We start from the raw sequence: 17,573 nt of genomic DNA, 5'->3' as shown, positions 1-17,573 counted from the left end.
TCCCAGCGTTCATCGGTTAGCATAAGTCTTGGCATGGCTTGAGGTTATGGTTACTTTTGGCGAAGCAAATTATAACGTCTTGTCATGCTGTCTAAAAATCACTCTCGAAAGATCAACAGACCCTAGTCAACGATGCGTAGTAACTCGTTGATACCCACTTTACTGCGGGTTTTTGCGTCCACTTTTTTAACAATAATGGCAGCATAAAGGCTGTACTTACCACAGGCCGACGGCAGGTTGCCCGACACAACGACAGAGCCTGCGGGGACGCGGCCGTAATGGACTTCACCCGTTTCGCGATCATAAATACGTGTGCTTTGGCCAATATACACCCCCATTGAAATCACTGACCCTTCTTCAACCACAACGCCTTCAACAATCTCAGAGCGCGCACCGATAAAACAGTTATCTTCGATAATCGTTGGGCCAGCTTGTAATGGCTCTAATACACCACCAATGCCAACACCACCTGATAAATGTACGTTCTTACCAATTTGTGCGCACGAACCGACAGTCGCCCATGTATCAACCATAGTGCCTTCATCAACATAGGCGCCTAAGTTCACATAAGATGGCATCAGCACGGTATTTTTACCGATAAATGAGCCTTTACGCACGGTAGCAGAAGGGACTACACGAATGGCTTCGGCTTTGAAGCGTGCTTCGTCATATTCGGCAAATTTTAATGGCACTTTATCGAAGTATTTGGTTTCAGCGCCATCAATGACCACGTTGTCAAAAATACGGAACGACAGTAACACGGCTTTCTTTAGCCATTGATGTACATGCCATTGGCCGTCGATTTTTTCGGCAACACGTACTTCTCCTCTGTCGAGCATATTGATAACATTTTGCACATCGCTGCGAATGCTGGCATCGACTGTGCTTGGTGTGATATCGGCGCGTGCTTCAAACGCTGCTTCAATACGTTGGCGTAAAGCCTCCATTTATTTCTCCCACTGGTTTCGTTAATTAACGGATTCGATATTTTTTACATTCAGGGCATTGATCAACGCTTCCCTGAGAGTATTTTCTTGATGTTCATTGAGCTGTAAACCTTCATTGGTCTGCAGCATAAAAAAATCTTCGGCACGTTCACCAATGGTGGTGATCTTGGCCGCGAGTAATATTGTATTGCAACGGTAAAAGATATCACCGACTTTAGCCAGTAATCCTGGGCTATCTAAAGCGATAAGCTCCATCATACTGGTGCCCTGACGGCTGCTTTTAAGGAAACTTACTTGCGTCGGAACGTGAAACGGTTTCATCTTACGTGATAGTTTTCTAAAACGTGGCAGTTTTGGACTATCACTCGCCAGCGCTTTTTCGAGGGCTTTTCGAACACTTTGAATACGCGATAACTGGCTAACAGGCTCGCCATTTTGCTCTAAGATCACAAAGGTATCGAGCGCATAATTATCTTTAGAGGTCATGATATTGGCATCATGGACAGTAATATTTTTATTGTCGAGTACCGCCATCACAGTCGCGAATAATTTAGGTCTATCTTGGCAATAAACAAATAATTCTGTACCGCCGCGCGTGGCATGTTTCGAAACGAGTACTAAGGGCTCGTCGAGTTGTTTGTGTTTTAGAATCGCTTCAGCGTGCCAAGCCAGTTGATTTGGCTGGTAGCGTAAAAAATAATCGGCTTTGAAACGGTGCCATAAAATATCCAGATCTTTTTCTTTAAGCCCACGGCGCAGTAATTCTTTTTTAACCTTGGCTTGTGATTCGCGCACACGCGCCCGAATATCGACCGGCTTTTCTTTACCACGAGCGAGTACTCTTTGGGTCGAAAAATATAAATCCCGTAGTAGCGAGCCTTTCCAGCTATTCCAGGTTTTTTCGTTGGTGGCGCAGATATCGGCTACGGTTAAGCAGTATAAATAACTTAGATGCACGGCATCGCGCACTTTGCTAGCAAAGTTGGCAACCACATCGGGATCAGAAATATCACGGCGCTGGGCGGTAATTGACATCACCAGATGGTTTTCAACTAACCAAGCGACTAAGCGGCCATCGTGATCGTTCAAGCCATGGAGTTTACAAAAGGCGAGGGCATCAACGCTGCCCAGCTTGCTATGATCCCCCCCGCGACCTTTGGCGATATCGTGAAAGATAGCGCCTAACACCAATAACCCTTTTTTCGGTAATTGGTTAATAAGCACAGAACCTAAGGGAAACTCCTCTTTTTGTTCCGCTTGAGAAAACCGTTCAATATTGAGCAGTAATCTGTGGGTATGTTCATCGACGGTATAAGCATGAAATAGGTCAAACTGCATTTGACCTTCGATATTGCGCCATGCTGGTAAATAGGCCGATAACACGCCGTGTTTATGCATTAAGGATAAGGCTACAATGCCGCGAGGATGACGCAAAATTTCCATAAAGGCTTGGCGACAAAGTGGATTTTCCTGTAATGCCTGTGTTTGGGCGCGTCTAGCACGGCGCAGCGAACGTAGCGTTGGCGCGTAAATACTTTTGATATTGGAGTTTTTAGCCACCAATAAAAACAGTCTAATTATTTCTTCACTGCTATCGAATAGATCATCGCTTAAGGCTTCAATAAAGGTGCCGCGGCGTTGGTAGTGTTTGTCTATTGATTGGATTTCGAGTGCTTTTGTTTGGCCTAATGTGGCGCGCTTAAATAGCTGTAACAGCATTTCGTTTAGCTCCATCACTCGGCGAACCGTGCGATAGTAGCGTTTCATCATTTGTTCGACGGCAAGCTGAGTCGCATCTTGGTAACCCATGAGCTCGGCTACTTGGCGTTGTACATCAAACAGTAGGCGATTTTCATCGCGTCCTGCTGTCATGTGTAGGGCAAAACGCAGGGTCCATAAAAAAGACTGGCATTCGAGCAGCTCTTCTAATTCCGCGGGTTCTAAAAAGTCGTATTGCACTAACTCTTCTAAACGCGCGGCACCAAAATGGCGCATAGCGACCCAAGCTATTGTTTGGATATCCCGCAGGCCACCGGGACAACTTTTGATATTGGGCTCAAGATCGAAGGCACTCGCTCTGGCATGGCGGGCATTTTGTTCGTCACGTTTAGCGATAAAAAAATCACTCGATGTCCAAAAGTCACCTTGGCGAATGGCATCATAAAGCCTATCAAACAGTGATTCAGTACCAGTTAAAAAGCGTGCTTCGAGTAAGTTCGTGGCGATGGTGACATCAATTCGTCCTAAACTAAGCGTGTCTTCTAAGGTGCGAACACTGTGGCCAATCTCAAGATTAGCATCCCATAAAAAGGCGATGAATTGACTGAGGGCATTTTCAGCATCTGCACATAAGTCGTTATCGTAAAGGAAGAGTAAATCGATATCTGAATGAGGGTGTAATTCGCCGCGGCCATATCCTCCTACAGCAATAAGCGCGATATCAAATCTATTGAGCCCAAGTTGGGCCCAAACGTGCTTCACAAGGGAGTCGACAAACTGACAGCGCTGCAAGACCAGTTCAACAATTGGAGCCTTTGCTTGAAAACGGGCAAGCAAGGCTTGGTTTTGTTCGATAAGTGCTTGTTTAGCCAGTAGCGCTGTGTTCATCTAGTCCCTTATGATTGCCATATATTAATGGTTGATAATTCGCGGAAAATCTTCTTCATTACGCAGCGTGAGCACTTCAACACCTTTCTCTGTCACCAATAACGTGTGCTCCCACTGGGCAGAATTTTTACCATCAGAGGTGGTTACCGTCCATTTATCATCACGATTTAGTATGGTGGTATGGCGCCCCGCATTGATCATTGGCTCAATCGTGAAACACATGCCTGGACGTAAAATCGTGTTATCGCCGTTACGATAATGCATGACCTGTGGTTCTTCGTGGAAACCCGATCCAATACCGTGGCCACAATAATCTTGCACGATGGAATATTTCTCAAGGCCTGTTTTGCTGGCTTTGATGAATTTTTCGATAGTATTGCCAATTTCACCCAGTTTTAGGCCTGGGCGGACCTTACGAATCGCTAAATACAGGCTTTCTTGGGCAATACGACATAAACGCTTATCTTTTGGACTGACTTCGCCAATAAGAAACATTTTTGAGGTATCACCGTGGTAACCGTCTTTAATGACAGTGATGTCGATATTGAGAATATCGCCTTCTTTCAATGGCGGGCTATCGTTGGGAATACCGTGGCAAATAACATTATTGACCGAGGTACAGATGGATTTAGGAAATCCATGGTAATTAAGTGGCGCAGAAATGGCGCCTTGCTCTTGCGTATATTGAGCGCAAAGCGTATCGAGTTCATTGGTGGTTACGCCAGGCTTTACATAAGGGGCGATCATTTCCAATACGTCTGCAGCCAGTTTACCCGCAGCCCGCATTTTCTCAATTTCTTCCGCTGTCTTAATGACGATACTCATTGCATTTTCTCTTCTGTCTTAAATGTTCGATGGCAGCGCAATCTAATGCAAAAATTTGTGCTTTAGAGCTATTTATGGTATAAAGCGCGCCGTTATGTTTAAGTCTTGACGAATTGTCCTCGCCAGCTTTACGCTCTGCTTTGATGATGGCAAGACTAAATATTGCGGCCATTATACATGGCAATTTGTCTAAATACTAAATCACACACGTATCGACACATTCTTCGGGGTGCCCTAAGTGGTTATATAAGGGGTCGAAGACATGGGATGCGTGGAGGTCTAACCCCCTAAATTTTAAGGTAATAGAAATGACTACAGTTTCAATGCGCGATATGCTTCAGGCCGGTGTCCACTTTGGTCACCAAACCCGTTACTGGAACCCAAAAATGAAGCCATTCATTTTCGGTGCTCGCAACGGTGTTCACATCATCAACCTTGAGCATACAGTGCCAATGTTCAATGAAGCCCTTGCTTTCATCAGCAACGTAGCTTCAAAGAAAGGTAAAGTATTATTCGTTGGTACTAAACGTGCTGCTGGCGAAGCAATCAAAGAATCTGCTCTATCTTGTGATCAGTTTTATGTTGATCACCGTTGGTTAGGCGGCATGCTGACTAACTGGAAAACAGTTCGTCAGTCAATCAAACGTCTGAAAGAGCTGGAAGTCCAATCAGTAGACGGTACTTTCGACAAGCTGACCAAGAAAGAAGCGCTGATGCGTACTCGTGAGCTTGAAAAGCTGGAAAAATCTTTAGGTGGTATTAAGAACATGGGCGGCCTGCCAGACGTATTATTCGTCATCGGTGCTGACCACGAGCATATCGCTATTAAAGAAGCTAACAACCTGGGTATCCCTGTTGTTGCAGTTGTTGATACTAACTCTGCGCCAGATGGTGTTAATTACATCGTTCCTGGTAACGACGACGCTATGCGTGCTATCCGCCTGTACACTTCTTCTGTTGCTGCTGCTGCGAAAGCTGGCCGTGGTCAAGATTTGGCTGTTCAAGCTGAGCAAGACGGTTTCGTAGAAGCCGAATAATAATAAGGCGCGATGATTATCATCACCCTTATTAACCAAGATTTTTGATTGGTTAACAGGGGCCATTGTGCCCCTGTTTTATATCTGCAAATTAGTCGATTTTTTTATAGAGGATTTAACAATGGCAATTACTGCTGCCCAAGTTAAAGAACTGCGCGAGCGTACTGGCGCAGGCATGATGGATTGTAAAAACGCACTGACAGAAACTGACGGCGACATGGAGTTAGCAATTGACAACATGCGTAAGTCTGGTGCTGCCAAGGCTGCTAAAAAGGCGGGTAATATCGCTGCTGACGGTACAATTCTAATCAAGAATGGCGAAGGTTTCGCTGCACTGTTAGAAGTGAACTGCCAAACAGATTTCGTAGCTAAAGATTCAAACTTCTTAGGTTTTGCTAATGCAGTATTAGATGTTGCTGCAGCGTCTAAAGTGACTATCGAAGACCTAAAAGCACAGTTTGAAGATGCCCGTGTTGCATTAGTGACTAAAATCGGTGAAAACATCAACATTCGTCGTGTTGAATATATCGATGGTGCAAACCTTTCTTCTTACCGCCACGGTGAGCGTATTGGTGTTGTTGTTGCTGGTAATGCTGACGAAGAAATCTTAAAGCATATCGCAATGCACGTTGCTGCTTCTAAGCCTGAATTCGTTAATCCAGAAGACGTTCCTGCAGATTTAGTTGCAAGAGAACGAGCTCTGCAAATCGAAATTTCAATGAACGAAGGCAAATCTGCTGAGATCGCTGAAAAGATGGTTGCTGGTCGTATGAAGAAGTTTACTGGTGAGATTTCTCTTACTGGCCAAGCTTACATCATGGAACCAAAGAAAACTGTTGGCGAATTCTTGAAAGAGAAAGGCGCTACAATCACTAACTTCGTTCGTTTAGAAGTCGGTGAAGGTATTGAGAAAAAAGAAGAAGATTTCGCAGCTGAAGTTGCTGCTCAAATCGCTGCTTCTAAAAAGGCTTAATAGCCTACGCTAAATACCCCAAGACCGCGGCAATTGCTGCGGTCTTGTTATACCAGGATAAAAATTATGAGCACCAATCCAAAACCCGCATTTAGACGCATTCTTCTCAAATTAAGTGGCGAAGCGCTGATGGGCGACGAAGGCTTCGGCATCGACCCTAAAGTGTTAGATCGCATGGCTCAGGAAGTGAAAGAGCTGGTTGAACTGGGTATTCAGGTGGGCGTGGTTATTGGTGGTGGTAATCTGTTTCGCGGTGAAGGCCTGGCAAAAGCGGGTATGAACCGTGTGGTGGGCGATCACATGGGTATGCTGGCAACGGTTATGAACGGCTTAGCCATGCGTGACGCCTTACACCGTGCCTATGTTAATGCTCGTCTGATGTCAGCTATCCCATTAAAGGGTGTGTGTGACGATTACAATTGGGCTGAAGCGATAAGCTTGCTAAAATCTGGCAGAGTGGTTATTTTTGCTGCCGGAACGGGTAATCCATTTTGCACCACTGATTCAGCGGCCTGTTTACGCGGCATTGAAATTGAAGCTGAAGTTGTGCTGAAAGGCACAAAAGTCGATGGTGTATACTCTGAAGACCCGATGAAAAACCCAGATGCAATTAAGTATGATGAAGTCACTTATGCAGAAATTCTGGAAAAAGAATTAAAAGTAATGGACTTAGCGGCCTTTACGATGGCGCGTGATCATGACATGCCTATATTAGTCTTCAACATGAATAAACCTGGTGCACTACGCCGCGTTATCATGGGTGAAGAAGAAGGTACGTTGATCAGAGCGAAAAAAGTTATTTAATGACCAAGAAGGACATTTAACGTGATTGAGAACATTAAGAAAGATGCGCAAGAGCGCATGGGTAAATGTGTAGACGCGACTAAGAATCAAATGGCAAAAGTGCGTACAGGTCGTGCCCATCCAAGCCTACTTGATTCAATTCAAGTGTCTTATTACGGTACTATGACACCACTCAATCAAGTGGCAAACGTAGGTATTGAAGATTCTCGTACGCTATCGGTAACCGTGTTTGACCGTAGCGCTATCCAAGCCGTAGAAAAGGCGATAATGAGCTCAGATTTAGGTTTGAACCCTATGTCTGCAGGGGCCACTTTACGTATTCCATTGCCCGCCCTGACTGAAGAACGTCGTAAAGATTTCATTAAAGTGGTACGTAACGAAGCTGAAAACGGTCGTGTTGCCATTCGTAACGTGCGTCGTGATGCTATCTCTGAAGTGAAAAAACTTGAGAAAGCTAAAGCTTGTACTGAAGATGATGTTCGCCGTAGCGAAGAAGAAGTACAAAAGTTCACCGATGCTCATATTAAAAAGATTGATGAGATTTTAGCGGCCAAAGAAATTGAGTTGATGGAAGTCTAATCTCAAGTTCGATAAGCTAGAGTTGATGCGCCGTGTAGGGGTATACTACACGGCGTTTGTCTATTTTAAAGGGCTGTATTAAATGTCATCCACAGTGGAACTTGATCCTTACCCTAGGTTAAATGAGAGCGATTTATGCGCTCAAACTACCTTGCCTGGACAACTACCCGAAATCGTGAACCAGTCGTTACCTAAACACGTTGCCATTATTATGGATGGCAATGGGCGTTGGGCACAACTCCAAGGTAAACCACGCGTCATGGGGCACAAGGCGGGTGTTAAGGCCGTAAGACGAGCCGTGAGTACCGCAAGCCAATTAGGCATTGAATCGCTAACCTTATTTGCATTTTCTAGCGAGAATTGGCGTAGACCCGATAAAGAAGTCAGCTTGCTGATGGAGTTATTTTTTTCCGTGCTGCAGCGCGAAATTAAGTTGCTGCATAATAACCAAGTTAAGCTCAATATTATTGGTGATATCAGCCGATTTTCTGCTCGTTTACAGAAGCAAATTGCTACCGCTGAAGAGAAAACATCAGCTAATACTGGCTTAGTTTTGAATGTTGCGGCTAACTATGGTGGCCGTTGGGACATACTTCAAGCCGCACAAAAATTAGCAAAAAAGGTCGAAGTTGGTGAAATGAACAGCAGTCAGTTCACCGAAGAAGCCCTAAGTGCACATTTATGCATGCAAAATCAGAGTGAAGTTGATTTAATGATCCGCACGGGTGGTGACTGCCGCATTAGCAATTTTGTGCTGTGGCAAGCTGCTTATGCTGAATTGGTGTTTACCGACACCCTTTGGCCTGATTTTGATGAACAGGCTTTTCATGAGGCGATTGCCATTTTTGCAAGTCGTCAGCGTCGCTTTGGTTTGACTGGAAGTCAGATTGATGACATGCGCGCATTGTAAAATCGCATGAGGGATTTTTTTTGCTAAAACAACGAATAATAACAGCAACTTGGTTAATACCATTAGTCTTAGGGGCGATATTTATCCTCCCTGCCAATTATTTTGCTTGGGCATTAGTTGCCGTATTTCTCATTGCTGCAAAAGAATGGGGAAGAATTATCGATAATCAGTGTGACGTCACCCAGTGGAGCTTCACCTGTACGATTGGTATTCTGTTGATCGCTATCAATCTCATTGTTCCTATTGATGCGGTTTGGTTGAGCAATAAGTTACATCCTATCTATCTGGCGATACTCTACATTGGCGCATTGTGGTGGGCAGTCTCGTTATTCTTGGTGTTTACTTACCCTAAAAGTGCGGCGTTTTGGCAAAATAACCCGATGTTTAAGTCGATGTTTGGCCAGTTAACCTTAGTACCTTGTTTTGTCGCCCTGATTGCACTCAAATCGATTAGTTCGCAAGCTTCACCCTATTACGGCCCCGTTTTAGTATTGCTAGTGATGTTGATTGTATGGGCCGCTGATACGGGAGCTTATTTTGTTGGTAAAGCGATGGGCAAGACTAAGCTAATGCCTGCAGTGAGCCCCGCTAAGACCCTTGAGGGATTACTCGGTGGTCTAGTGACGACTATGCTAGTGGTTGCGGGGGTGATGCATTATTCACCAGAGCAAGAATTAGGCTTAGTAGTCGCAGTGACCTTATTTGTTGCCTTAGTATCTGCACTGGGTGATTTATCTGAGAGTATGTTTAAACGTGCAGGTGGCATTAAAGATTCAGGCACTATTTTACCCGGTCACGGCGGCGTACTCGATCGCATCGACAGCCTAACAGCAGCCTTGCCGGTGTTTACCTTGGTCTATATTGCATTTTGGATGTAACGTTATGCAAAATATGGTGATATTGGGGGCTACTGGTTCTATTGGTGCCAGTACCCTAAGCGTGATTTCAGTTAATCCATTGGCGTATCGTGTCTATGGATTAGTGGCCAATACAAGCGTGGATAAGATGCTCGCTTTGTGCGTGGCACATCGACCGAAAGTGGCACATATGATGGATGAGGCGGCTGCAAAGCAGTTGCGCGCCGTTTTACCTGCGACGCTTAATATCCAAGTCACCACTGGCATGAATGATTTACTTGGCTTAGTGACTGCTGCTGAAGTGCATACTGTGATGGCGGCTATTGTAGGCGCAGCAGGGTTAGTACCAACCCTTGAAGCGGTTAAGGCGGGCAAGCGGGTATTATTAGCCAACAAAGAAGCCTTGGTGATGTCCGGTGAGCTATTCATCGAGGCAACTAAGCGTTTTGGTGCCGTACTCTTGCCTGTGGACAGTGAGCATAATGCGATTTTTCAATGTTTACCCCAAGAAGTGCAGGCCAATTTAGGCCGCTGTGATTTAACTGCAGCAGGTATTTCACATATTTTATTAACGGGCTCAGGTGGTCCGTTTTTACGTTCAGAACTTGCAGCGCTGGAGGCGATGACGCCAGCACAAGCGTGTAAACATCCTAATTGGTCGATGGGACCTAAAATCTCTGTCGATTCGGCCACTATGATGAATAAGGGCTTAGAGTTTATTGAAGCGCGCTGGTTGTTTAATACTGGGGCTGAACAGCTTAAAGTGGTTATCCATCCGCAAAGCGTTATCCATTCTATGGTGCAGTACCGTGATGGCTCAGTTATTGCGCAGATGGGCAACCCCGATATGCGTACACCGATTGCCCATTGCATGGCTTATCCGCAAAGAATTCACTCTGGTGTTGAACCTTTAGATTTTTTCAAAGTCGGACAGTTAAGCTTTTGTGAACCTGACTTTAATCGTTTTCCCTGTTTAGCATTGGCTATGGAGGCTTGCGCCCAAGGCCAAGAAGCAACGACCGTGCTAAATGCGGCCAACGAAATAGCAGTTGAAGCATTTTTGCATGGACAAATAGGTTTTACTCAAATTGCCAAAGTGAATGAAGCCTGTTTGATGACAGTGCCTAAACGGCCAATGGCGACCATAGAAGATATTTTAGCGCTAGACGCTCAAACTCGCATTTATGCGCGTGAGATCTTAATAAGCATAACTTAGCTATAGCTGAGTGATTTAATCAATGATGTAGGGAGTGGGATGTTAGATTTTTTATGGAACTTGGGTTCTTTCATCGTTGCATTAGGTTTGCTAATCACTGCCCACGAGTATGGCCATTTCTACGTAGCACGTCGTTGTGGCGTTAAAGTTGAACGTTTCTCCATTGGCTTTGGTAAGGCAATTTGGCGTCGAGTTGGCAAAGACGGTACCGAATATGTGTTAGCCATGATCCCGTTGGGTGGCTACGTTAAAATGCTTGATGAGCGTGTTGAAGAGGTTCCCGAGGAATTAAAACACCAAGCATTTAATCGTAAAACAGTATGGCAACGCATTGCTATTGTAGCGGCTGGCCCAATAGCTAATTTTATATTTGCTATTGTTGCTTTATATTTCATGTATTTAATTGGTGTGCCATCGCTAAAACCAGTTATTACATCGACTACTCCTGGGACTGCTGCTGCGCAAATTCAAGTGACTGAGCCGATGCAAATTACGGCGATTTCAGGTCAGGCTGTACGCAACTGGGAAGAAGTCAATTTAGCCTTAGTCGGGCATATTGGTGATGAAAGCTTGAGTGTATCTCTGACGCCTTTGAACGGCTTGCAGGGGCTTGATTCCAGCGATAAAACCTACCAATTAAATACACGTAATTGGCATTTTGATCCCGAAAAAGAATCCCCAATCACGGCTTTAGGTTTAGGCATATATCGTCCCGAAATCGTCCCTACTGTTGCGGCAATTAGCCCTGACAGCGCAGCTGCAAATAGCGAGCTAAAAGTGGGTGATACCTTAGTGGCGATAAATGGTGAAAATTATACCGATTGGCAGGCTTTTGTTGACATTATTCAACATTCTGCCAATGTGCCTGTGAGTTTAACTGTGCGCCGTAATGGTGAACAATTTAACCTGACAGTGACACCGTTAAGCAGTAAAGGTGTAGATGGTCAAGAAATTGGTGTGCTTGGGGTTAGCCCAATACAAGCACAATGGCCAGAAAATATGCGTTTACAACTTGAATATGGACCAATTGATTCTTTCGGCATCGCAGCGGATAAAACATGGCAACTTGTTGCTGTGAGCTTTAAGATGATTGGCAAATTATTTACCGGCGATGTGTCGGTGAAAAACCTGAGTGGACCTATTTCAATCGCACAGGGTGCGGGCAGTAGTGCAAACTATGGCTTGGTCTATTTTCTCGGGTTCCTCGCGCTCATCAGCGTCAATTTAGGCATCATTAATTTGCTGCCTTTACCTGTGCTCGATGGGGGACACTTGCTGTATTACTTTATTGAAGTAATAACTGGTAAACCTGTACCTGAAAAGGTGCAGGAAATAGGATTCAGATTTGGGGCAGCAATATTGCTGATGTTGATGAGCATTGCGCTTTTCAATGATTTTGCCCGACTCTGAGCAAGGACAGACTAATAATTAGAAGTGCTCTATGAGATTGAATAAACTTTTTGCCTCGATGTTATTCGTCGGTGCGTCGTTTTCAGGGACTGTGTTGGCTGATACTTTCCAACCGTTTGAAGTGACCGACATCCAAGTTGAAGGTTTGCAGCGAGTTGCACTCGGTGCTGCCCTATTAAGCTTACCAGTAAAAGTAGGTGACACTGTTGACCAGTTAAGGGTTCAACAAGCGATTAAAAGCTTGTATGCATCGACTAACTTTGAAAATGTGACTGTGAGCCGAGATGGTGGCGTGTTAGTGGTGAAAGTCACTGAACGTCCCACTATTAGCGCAGTGACGTTTGAAGGCAACAAAGACATTAAAGACGAACAGTTACAGGAAAGTCTGGACGGTTCTGGCGTTAAAGTCGGTGAGTCGCTCGATCGCACTATGTTGACCGGTATTGAAAAGGGTCTGCAGGATTTCTACTACGGCGTGGGTAAATACGGCGCTAAAGTGGAAGCTCAAGTGATTAACTTACCCCGTAACCGGGTTGAGCTGAAATTTAAGTTCACCGAAGGTTTAGCGGCCGAAATCCGCCAAATTAACGTGGTCGGTAATCATGAGTTCACCGATGCTGAGTTGATTGGCATGCTGGAACTTAAAGATTATGTGGCTTGGTGGGATCTGTTCGGCGAACGCCGTTATCAGAAGCAAAAGCTGCAGGCCGATCTCGAGACCATCAAAACCTATTATCACAATAAAGGTTATATCCGCTTTGAAGTCACCTCGACTCAAGTAGCGATGACGCCTGATCGTAAAGGTCTCTATATCACCATCAATGTGAATGAAGGTGATAAATATAAAGTTAAAGCCGTGAATCTGACGGGTGATTTGATGGGCCGTGAAGAGTTGATGCAATCAATTCTGCCGATCAAAACCGGTGATATGTATAACGGTGGTGATGTCACATTCACCGAAGAAATGTACAGTAAATATTTAGGCCGTTTTGGTTATGCCTATCCTGAAGTAAAAACTTACCCTGAAATTGATGATAAGACTAAAGAAGTCACCTTAAACATCAATATCAAACCGGGTAAGCGTGTTTATGTTCGCGCGATTAACTTTACTGGTAATACGGTTACTAAAGATGAAGTGATGCGCCGCGAATTGCGCCAAATGGAAGGGGCTTGGTTAAACTCAGCACAAGTTGAGCAATCTAAAGCACGATTAAACCGTTTAGGCTTTTTCGAAACCGTTGATACTGAAACTATTCAAGTACCTGGTACGGACGATTTAGTTGATATCGCAGTTAAAGTGAAAGAGCAACCATCGGGTTCCTTTAACGCCGGCGTGGGTTATGGTACTGAGTCAGGGCTGAGTTTGCAGTTTGGTGTGCAACAGAGCAACTTCTTAGGTACGGGTAATCAAGCGGGTATTAGTATGAGTACTAACAAGTACTCTAAAAATGTTAACTTATCTTATACCGATCCCTACTGGACGAAAGACGGCGTCAGTTTAGGCGGGAGCGTTTATTGGAGTGAGTTTGATGCCAATGAAGCTAACTTAGAGCGCTATAAAAACAGTTCTTACGGTGTGGCATTAAACTCAGGTTTCCCAATCAATGAATACAACCGTATCAATGGTGGCATAGGCTATCGTCATAACACGATTTCTGAAATCTCAGCCTATGAGCAAGCACTGCGTTTTTATAATATTTATCGCGCGGATGATCCTGATTCTGATTTAAGTTTCGATAACTTTGAACTGAGTTTAGGCTGGTCTCGTAGTACGTTAAACCGGGGCACTTTCCCAACAGATGGCTCATCACAGCGTTTGAATGGCAAGATGACAGTGCCAGGATCGGATTTACAGTACTTTAAGACAGATTTTGATACTAACTACTATTTCCCCGTTAACCGTAGTCATAGCTTTGTACTCTTAGCTCGTGGTCGTTTAGGTTATGCTAATGGTTATGGCCAGTATAATGATAATGACCAAATATTGCCTTTCTGGGAAAACTATTACTCAGGTGGTAGTAGTTCACTGCGTGGCTTTAAGTCTAACTCTGTGGGACCGCGTTCATTCTATCTCTATCGAGGTAGTGAGCCATGTGGACCGGATCCATCAGGTGATGGTTGTAGCTTACCGGGCGATCCTAACAGTATTAGTGTGAGTTCTGGCCGTTCTATTGGTGGTAACGCGATTGCAACTGCGAGCATGGAGTTAATTTTACCGACCCCATTCTTGGATGAAGCTTACTCAAATTCTGTGCGTACCAGCCTCTTCTTGGATGCGGGTAACGTTTGGGATACCGAGTTTGATTTAGATCAGTATCAAACCCTTCCCGCGGAAGAGTTTGATAAGTTGCAGGACTACAGTGATCCAGAGCGTCTGCGTGCATCCTGGGGCTTAAGTGTGCAGTGGTTGTCGCCAATGGGACCTATGGTGTTCAGCTTGGCGTGGCCGCTTAAAGAATACGAAGGCGATCAGACGGAGATCTTCTCTTTCAATATTGGCAAAACTTTTTAAAAAGCATACACTCGGCAGGTTTTGCTGACAATAACAAGGTAACAAGGAGTTTATTTTGAACAAGATGGTAAATCGTGCGCTGATGACGTTAGTTTTATTAGGCGCGCCATTAGTGGCACATGCTGAGAAAATTGCCGTAGTGGATATGGGCGCTGTGTTTGAACAGCTCCCACAACGTGAACAGATCTCTCAATCTCTAAAGAAAGAGTTTGGCGATCGCATGGCTAATGTCCAGAAAATGCAAGAAGAAATGCGTTCTCTAATGGAGAAGCAGCAACGTGATGGTGCATTGATGAACGATGCACAAAAAACGGAACTGGTTCGTAAAATGGAATCGCTAAAATCTGAATATCAGTTAAAAGGCAAAGCATTGGATGAAGACCTACGTCGTCGCCAAGGTGAAGAGCAAAATAAACTGTTAGAAAAGGTTCAGAAAGCCATCAACATTATCGCTGAAAAAGACCAATATGATTTGGTATTACAACGTGGTGCTGTTATTTATGTCAAGTCTAACGCTGATATCAGTAGCAAAGTGGTTGAAGCCTTAAGTAAAGGCAAGTAGTAGATGAAAAGTGTGACTTTAAAAGAGCTAAGTCTGTTACTTGATGGAGACATTCAAGGTGACGAAACGTTATTGTTCAATAGCGTAGCGACTTTGGAACAAGCCAAGTCGGATCAAATCTCTTTTTTAGCCAACAGTAAATATCGCTCTCAGCTTGAGGTGACTCAAGCGGGGGTGGTGTTATTGTCAGCTAAAGATGCGCAGGATTATCAAGGTACTGCGTTAATTGTAAAAGATCCTTATGTGGCTTTTGCCCGTGTAGCCCAATATTTAGATACCACGCCCAACGCGGCGGAAGGTATTCATGCATCAGCACAAATTGACTCTTCAGCCCATGTCGGTGAAGGCGTTGCTATTGGTGCGAATGCTGTGATTGGTGCCAATGTCATTCTTGGCGAAAATGTGCAAATTGGCGCGGGCTGCGTAGTCGGTCAAGACGTGGTTATCGGTTCTAAAACACGTTTATGGGCTAATGTCACTGTCTACCATGATGTGCAGCTAGGGCAAGATTGTATTATCCATTCTGGGGCAGTGTTAGGCTCAGATGGTTTTGGTTATGCCAATGAACGTGGTCAATGGGTTAAAATTCCGCAGACAGGCGGCGTTCGTATCGGCGATCGGGTTGAAATAGGTGCTAATTCAGCGGTAGATCGGGGTGCTTTAGGTCATACAGAGATCCACAATGGTGTGATCATTGATAACCTAGTACAAATTGCCCATAACGTTATTATTGGCGAAAATACCGCTATCGCAGGTAGTACTACGGTTGCAGGCAGTGTCACCATTGGTAAATATTGTATTATTGGTGGCAACAGTGCCATAGCTGGTCATTTGAGCATTGCCGATGGAGTGCATGTCTCTGGCGGTACCAATATTACCAGTACCATGCGTGAACCTGGTTTATACTCTTCTGCCACAGTGGCAATGGACAATAAGCTTTGGCGTAAAAATACAGTTCGTTTCCGTCAGTTGGATGAACTGTTCCAGCGTGTTAAAACGTTGGAAAAAAATTTAAAAACACCAGATTAATTGCTCCAAAGCAATTTGAGGAACTCGGTTCGTGTCTAATCAAATGAACACTATGGATATTAAAGAAATTCTTCAATATCTGCCCCATAGATATCCATTTCTATTGATTGATCGTGTGCTGGATTACACCCCAGGTGTCAGTCTGCAGGCAATCAAAAATGTTTCAATAAATGAGCCGTTTTTTCAGGGGCACTTCCCCGTACAGCCGGTAATGCCCGGTGTGCTTATTTTAGAAGCGATGGCGCAAGCAACGGGTTTACTTGCGTTTAAAACAATGAGTGATGATGTACCCCCTCCGGGTGTGTTGTATTACTTTGCGGGTATCGACAATGCACGTTTTAGACGTGTGGTAGAACCTGGCGATCAAATTCATTTTGAAGTAAAAATGATCAAAGAACGCCGCGGGATTGGCGTTTTCTACGGTGAGGCCAAAGTGGATGGTGAATTAGTTTGTTCCGCTGAAATTATGTGCGCCCGCAGAGAGATTAGTCAGTGATAGATACATTAGCGTTTGTGCATCCCGATGCAAAAATTGGCAATAATGTCACGATCGGCCCTTGGACCTATATCGGTGCAGGTGTTGAAATTGGTGATGATTGTTGGTTGAGTTCCCATGTGGTTGTTAAAGGCCCAACGATTATCGGCAAAGGTAATCGTATTTTTCAATTCGCCTCAGTAGGCGAAGAGTGCCAAGACAAAAAGTATGCTGGCGAGCCGACACGACTGATCATGGGTGACAATAACGTCATCCGTGAAAACGTGACTATTCACCGCGGTACAGTACAAGATAACAGTGAGACTCGTATCGGGTCGAATAACCTATTTATGAACTATGTGCATATCGCCCATGACTGTGTGGTCGGCGACAATGTTATCATGGCGAATAACGCTTCTATCGCAGGTCACGTACATGTGGGTGACTGGGCTATTTTAGGTGGCATGACTGGGGTTCACCAGTTTGTGCATATTGGCGCTCATGCGTTTACTGCAGGCTGTTCTTTAGTGCTGCAAGATGTGCCTCCCTTTGTGATGGCCGCGGGTCAACCGACAATTCCACGGGGTTTAAATAGCGAAGGTATGAAGCGTCGTGGTTTTTCTAAAGAAAGCCTGTTAGCCGTTCGTCGTGCTTACAAAACCTTATACCGCAGCAGCTTAACGGTAGAAGAAGCGATTGAAGCATTAGCTGAAGATGCGCAGAACGATGAGCAAGTGAAATTATTCCTTGAATTTGTAAAGTCATCGAGTCGCGGCATTATTCGCTAACTTGATGACCACACGACAACAAAAGGGCATTTTTATGCCCTT

General features: G+C 44.7%; 16 protein-coding genes. 13 read left to right on the top strand and 3 right to left on the bottom strand.

Features of this window, described 5'->3' with window-relative positions:
* Window positions 1–122: 122 nt before the first annotated feature.
* The 3 genes from dapD to map are packed head-to-tail and all read right to left on the bottom strand — an operon-like array spanning window position 123 to window position 4,379.
* Window positions 123–947: a 2,3,4,5-tetrahydropyridine-2,6-dicarboxylate N-succinyltransferase gene (gene dapD, locus ACRN9H_RS15380; RefSeq protein ID WP_220772671.1), complete on the bottom strand. Its 825-nt coding sequence runs from the start codon at window positions 945–947 to the stop codon at window positions 123–125.
* Between the two features lie 21 nt (window positions 948–968).
* Entirely contained in the window at window positions 969–3,554 is a 2,586-nt protein-coding gene (glnD, locus tag ACRN9H_RS15375) for a bifunctional uridylyltransferase/uridylyl-removing protein GlnD (RefSeq protein WP_432314945.1), read from the bottom strand.
* 24 nt (window positions 3,555–3,578) lie between these two features.
* Complete coding sequence (map, locus tag ACRN9H_RS15370; protein WP_432314944.1) at window positions 3,579–4,379, bottom strand: type I methionyl aminopeptidase; 801 nt, start codon at window positions 4,377–4,379, stop codon at window positions 3,579–3,581.
* 308 nt (window positions 4,380–4,687) lie between these two features.
* Here map and rpsB point away from each other — a divergent pair, with 308 nt between their 5' ends.
* The 13 genes from rpsB to lpxA all read left to right on the top strand — a co-directional run bounded on the left by rpsB (window position 4,688) and on the right by lpxA (window position 17,531).
* Complete coding sequence (rpsB, locus tag ACRN9H_RS15365; protein WP_076496791.1) at window positions 4,688–5,416, top strand: 30S ribosomal protein S2; 729 nt, start codon at window positions 4,688–4,690, stop codon at window positions 5,414–5,416.
* A 121-nt stretch (window positions 5,417–5,537) separates the two neighbouring features.
* Complete coding sequence (gene tsf, locus ACRN9H_RS15360; RefSeq protein ID WP_220772668.1) at window positions 5,538–6,389, top strand: translation elongation factor Ts; 852 nt, start codon at window positions 5,538–5,540, stop codon at window positions 6,387–6,389.
* 66 nt (window positions 6,390–6,455) lie between these two features.
* On the top strand, window positions 6,456–7,193 hold the full coding sequence (gene pyrH / locus ACRN9H_RS15355; RefSeq protein WP_220772667.1) for a UMP kinase: 738 nt from the start codon (window positions 6,456–6,458) through the stop codon (window positions 7,191–7,193).
* Window positions 7,194–7,214: 21 nt separating this feature from the next.
* Window positions 7,215–7,772, top strand: a complete 558-nt coding sequence (gene frr / locus ACRN9H_RS15350) for a ribosome recycling factor (protein WP_432314942.1) — start codon at window positions 7,215–7,217, stop codon at window positions 7,770–7,772.
* Between the two features lie 82 nt (window positions 7,773–7,854).
* Window positions 7,855–8,682: an isoprenyl transferase gene (locus ACRN9H_RS15345; protein WP_432314940.1), complete on the top strand. Its 828-nt coding sequence runs from the start codon at window positions 7,855–7,857 to the stop codon at window positions 8,680–8,682.
* Between the two features lie 20 nt (window positions 8,683–8,702).
* Entirely contained in the window at window positions 8,703–9,560 is an 858-nt protein-coding gene (locus ACRN9H_RS15340; RefSeq protein ID WP_432314938.1) for a phosphatidate cytidylyltransferase, read from the top strand.
* 4 nt (window positions 9,561–9,564) lie between these two features.
* On the top strand, window positions 9,565–10,755 hold the full coding sequence (ispC, locus tag ACRN9H_RS15335; protein ID WP_432314936.1) for a 1-deoxy-D-xylulose-5-phosphate reductoisomerase: 1,191 nt from the start codon (window positions 9,565–9,567) through the stop codon (window positions 10,753–10,755).
* Between the two features lie 39 nt (window positions 10,756–10,794).
* A complete protein-coding gene (gene rseP, locus ACRN9H_RS15330; RefSeq protein WP_432314934.1) occupies window positions 10,795–12,165 on the top strand; it encodes a sigma E protease regulator RseP in 1,371 nt (456 codons plus the stop codon).
* A 31-nt stretch (window positions 12,166–12,196) separates the two neighbouring features.
* Complete coding sequence (gene bamA / locus ACRN9H_RS15325; RefSeq protein ID WP_432314932.1) at window positions 12,197–14,677, top strand: outer membrane protein assembly factor BamA; 2,481 nt, start codon at window positions 12,197–12,199, stop codon at window positions 14,675–14,677.
* A gap of 64 nt (window positions 14,678–14,741) precedes the next feature.
* Window positions 14,742–15,239: an OmpH family outer membrane protein gene (locus ACRN9H_RS15320; protein WP_263188993.1), complete on the top strand. Its 498-nt coding sequence runs from the start codon at window positions 14,742–14,744 to the stop codon at window positions 15,237–15,239.
* Between the two features lie 3 nt (window positions 15,240–15,242).
* Window positions 15,243–16,268 (top strand): UDP-3-O-(3-hydroxymyristoyl)glucosamine N-acyltransferase, encoded by a 1,026-nt coding sequence (gene lpxD, locus ACRN9H_RS15315; protein ID WP_432314930.1) that lies wholly within the window; start codon window positions 15,243–15,245, stop codon window positions 16,266–16,268.
* 31 nt (window positions 16,269–16,299) lie between these two features.
* Complete coding sequence (fabZ, locus tag ACRN9H_RS15310) at window positions 16,300–16,764, top strand: 3-hydroxyacyl-ACP dehydratase FabZ (protein ID WP_220773469.1); 465 nt, start codon at window positions 16,300–16,302, stop codon at window positions 16,762–16,764.
* Entirely contained in the window at window positions 16,761–17,531 is a 771-nt protein-coding gene (gene lpxA, locus ACRN9H_RS15305) for an acyl-ACP--UDP-N-acetylglucosamine O-acyltransferase (protein WP_432314928.1), read from the top strand. The genes fabZ and lpxA overlap by 4 nt, the downstream gene beginning before the upstream one ends.
* The last annotated feature ends 42 nt before the right edge of the window (window positions 17,532–17,573 follow it).

Source organism: Shewanella sp. MF08487 (assembly GCF_050848685.1).
Lineage (GTDB): Bacteria > Pseudomonadota > Gammaproteobacteria > Enterobacterales > Shewanellaceae > Shewanella > Shewanella glacialipiscicola.
This window is presented reverse-complemented; position numbering and strand designations above follow the sequence as displayed.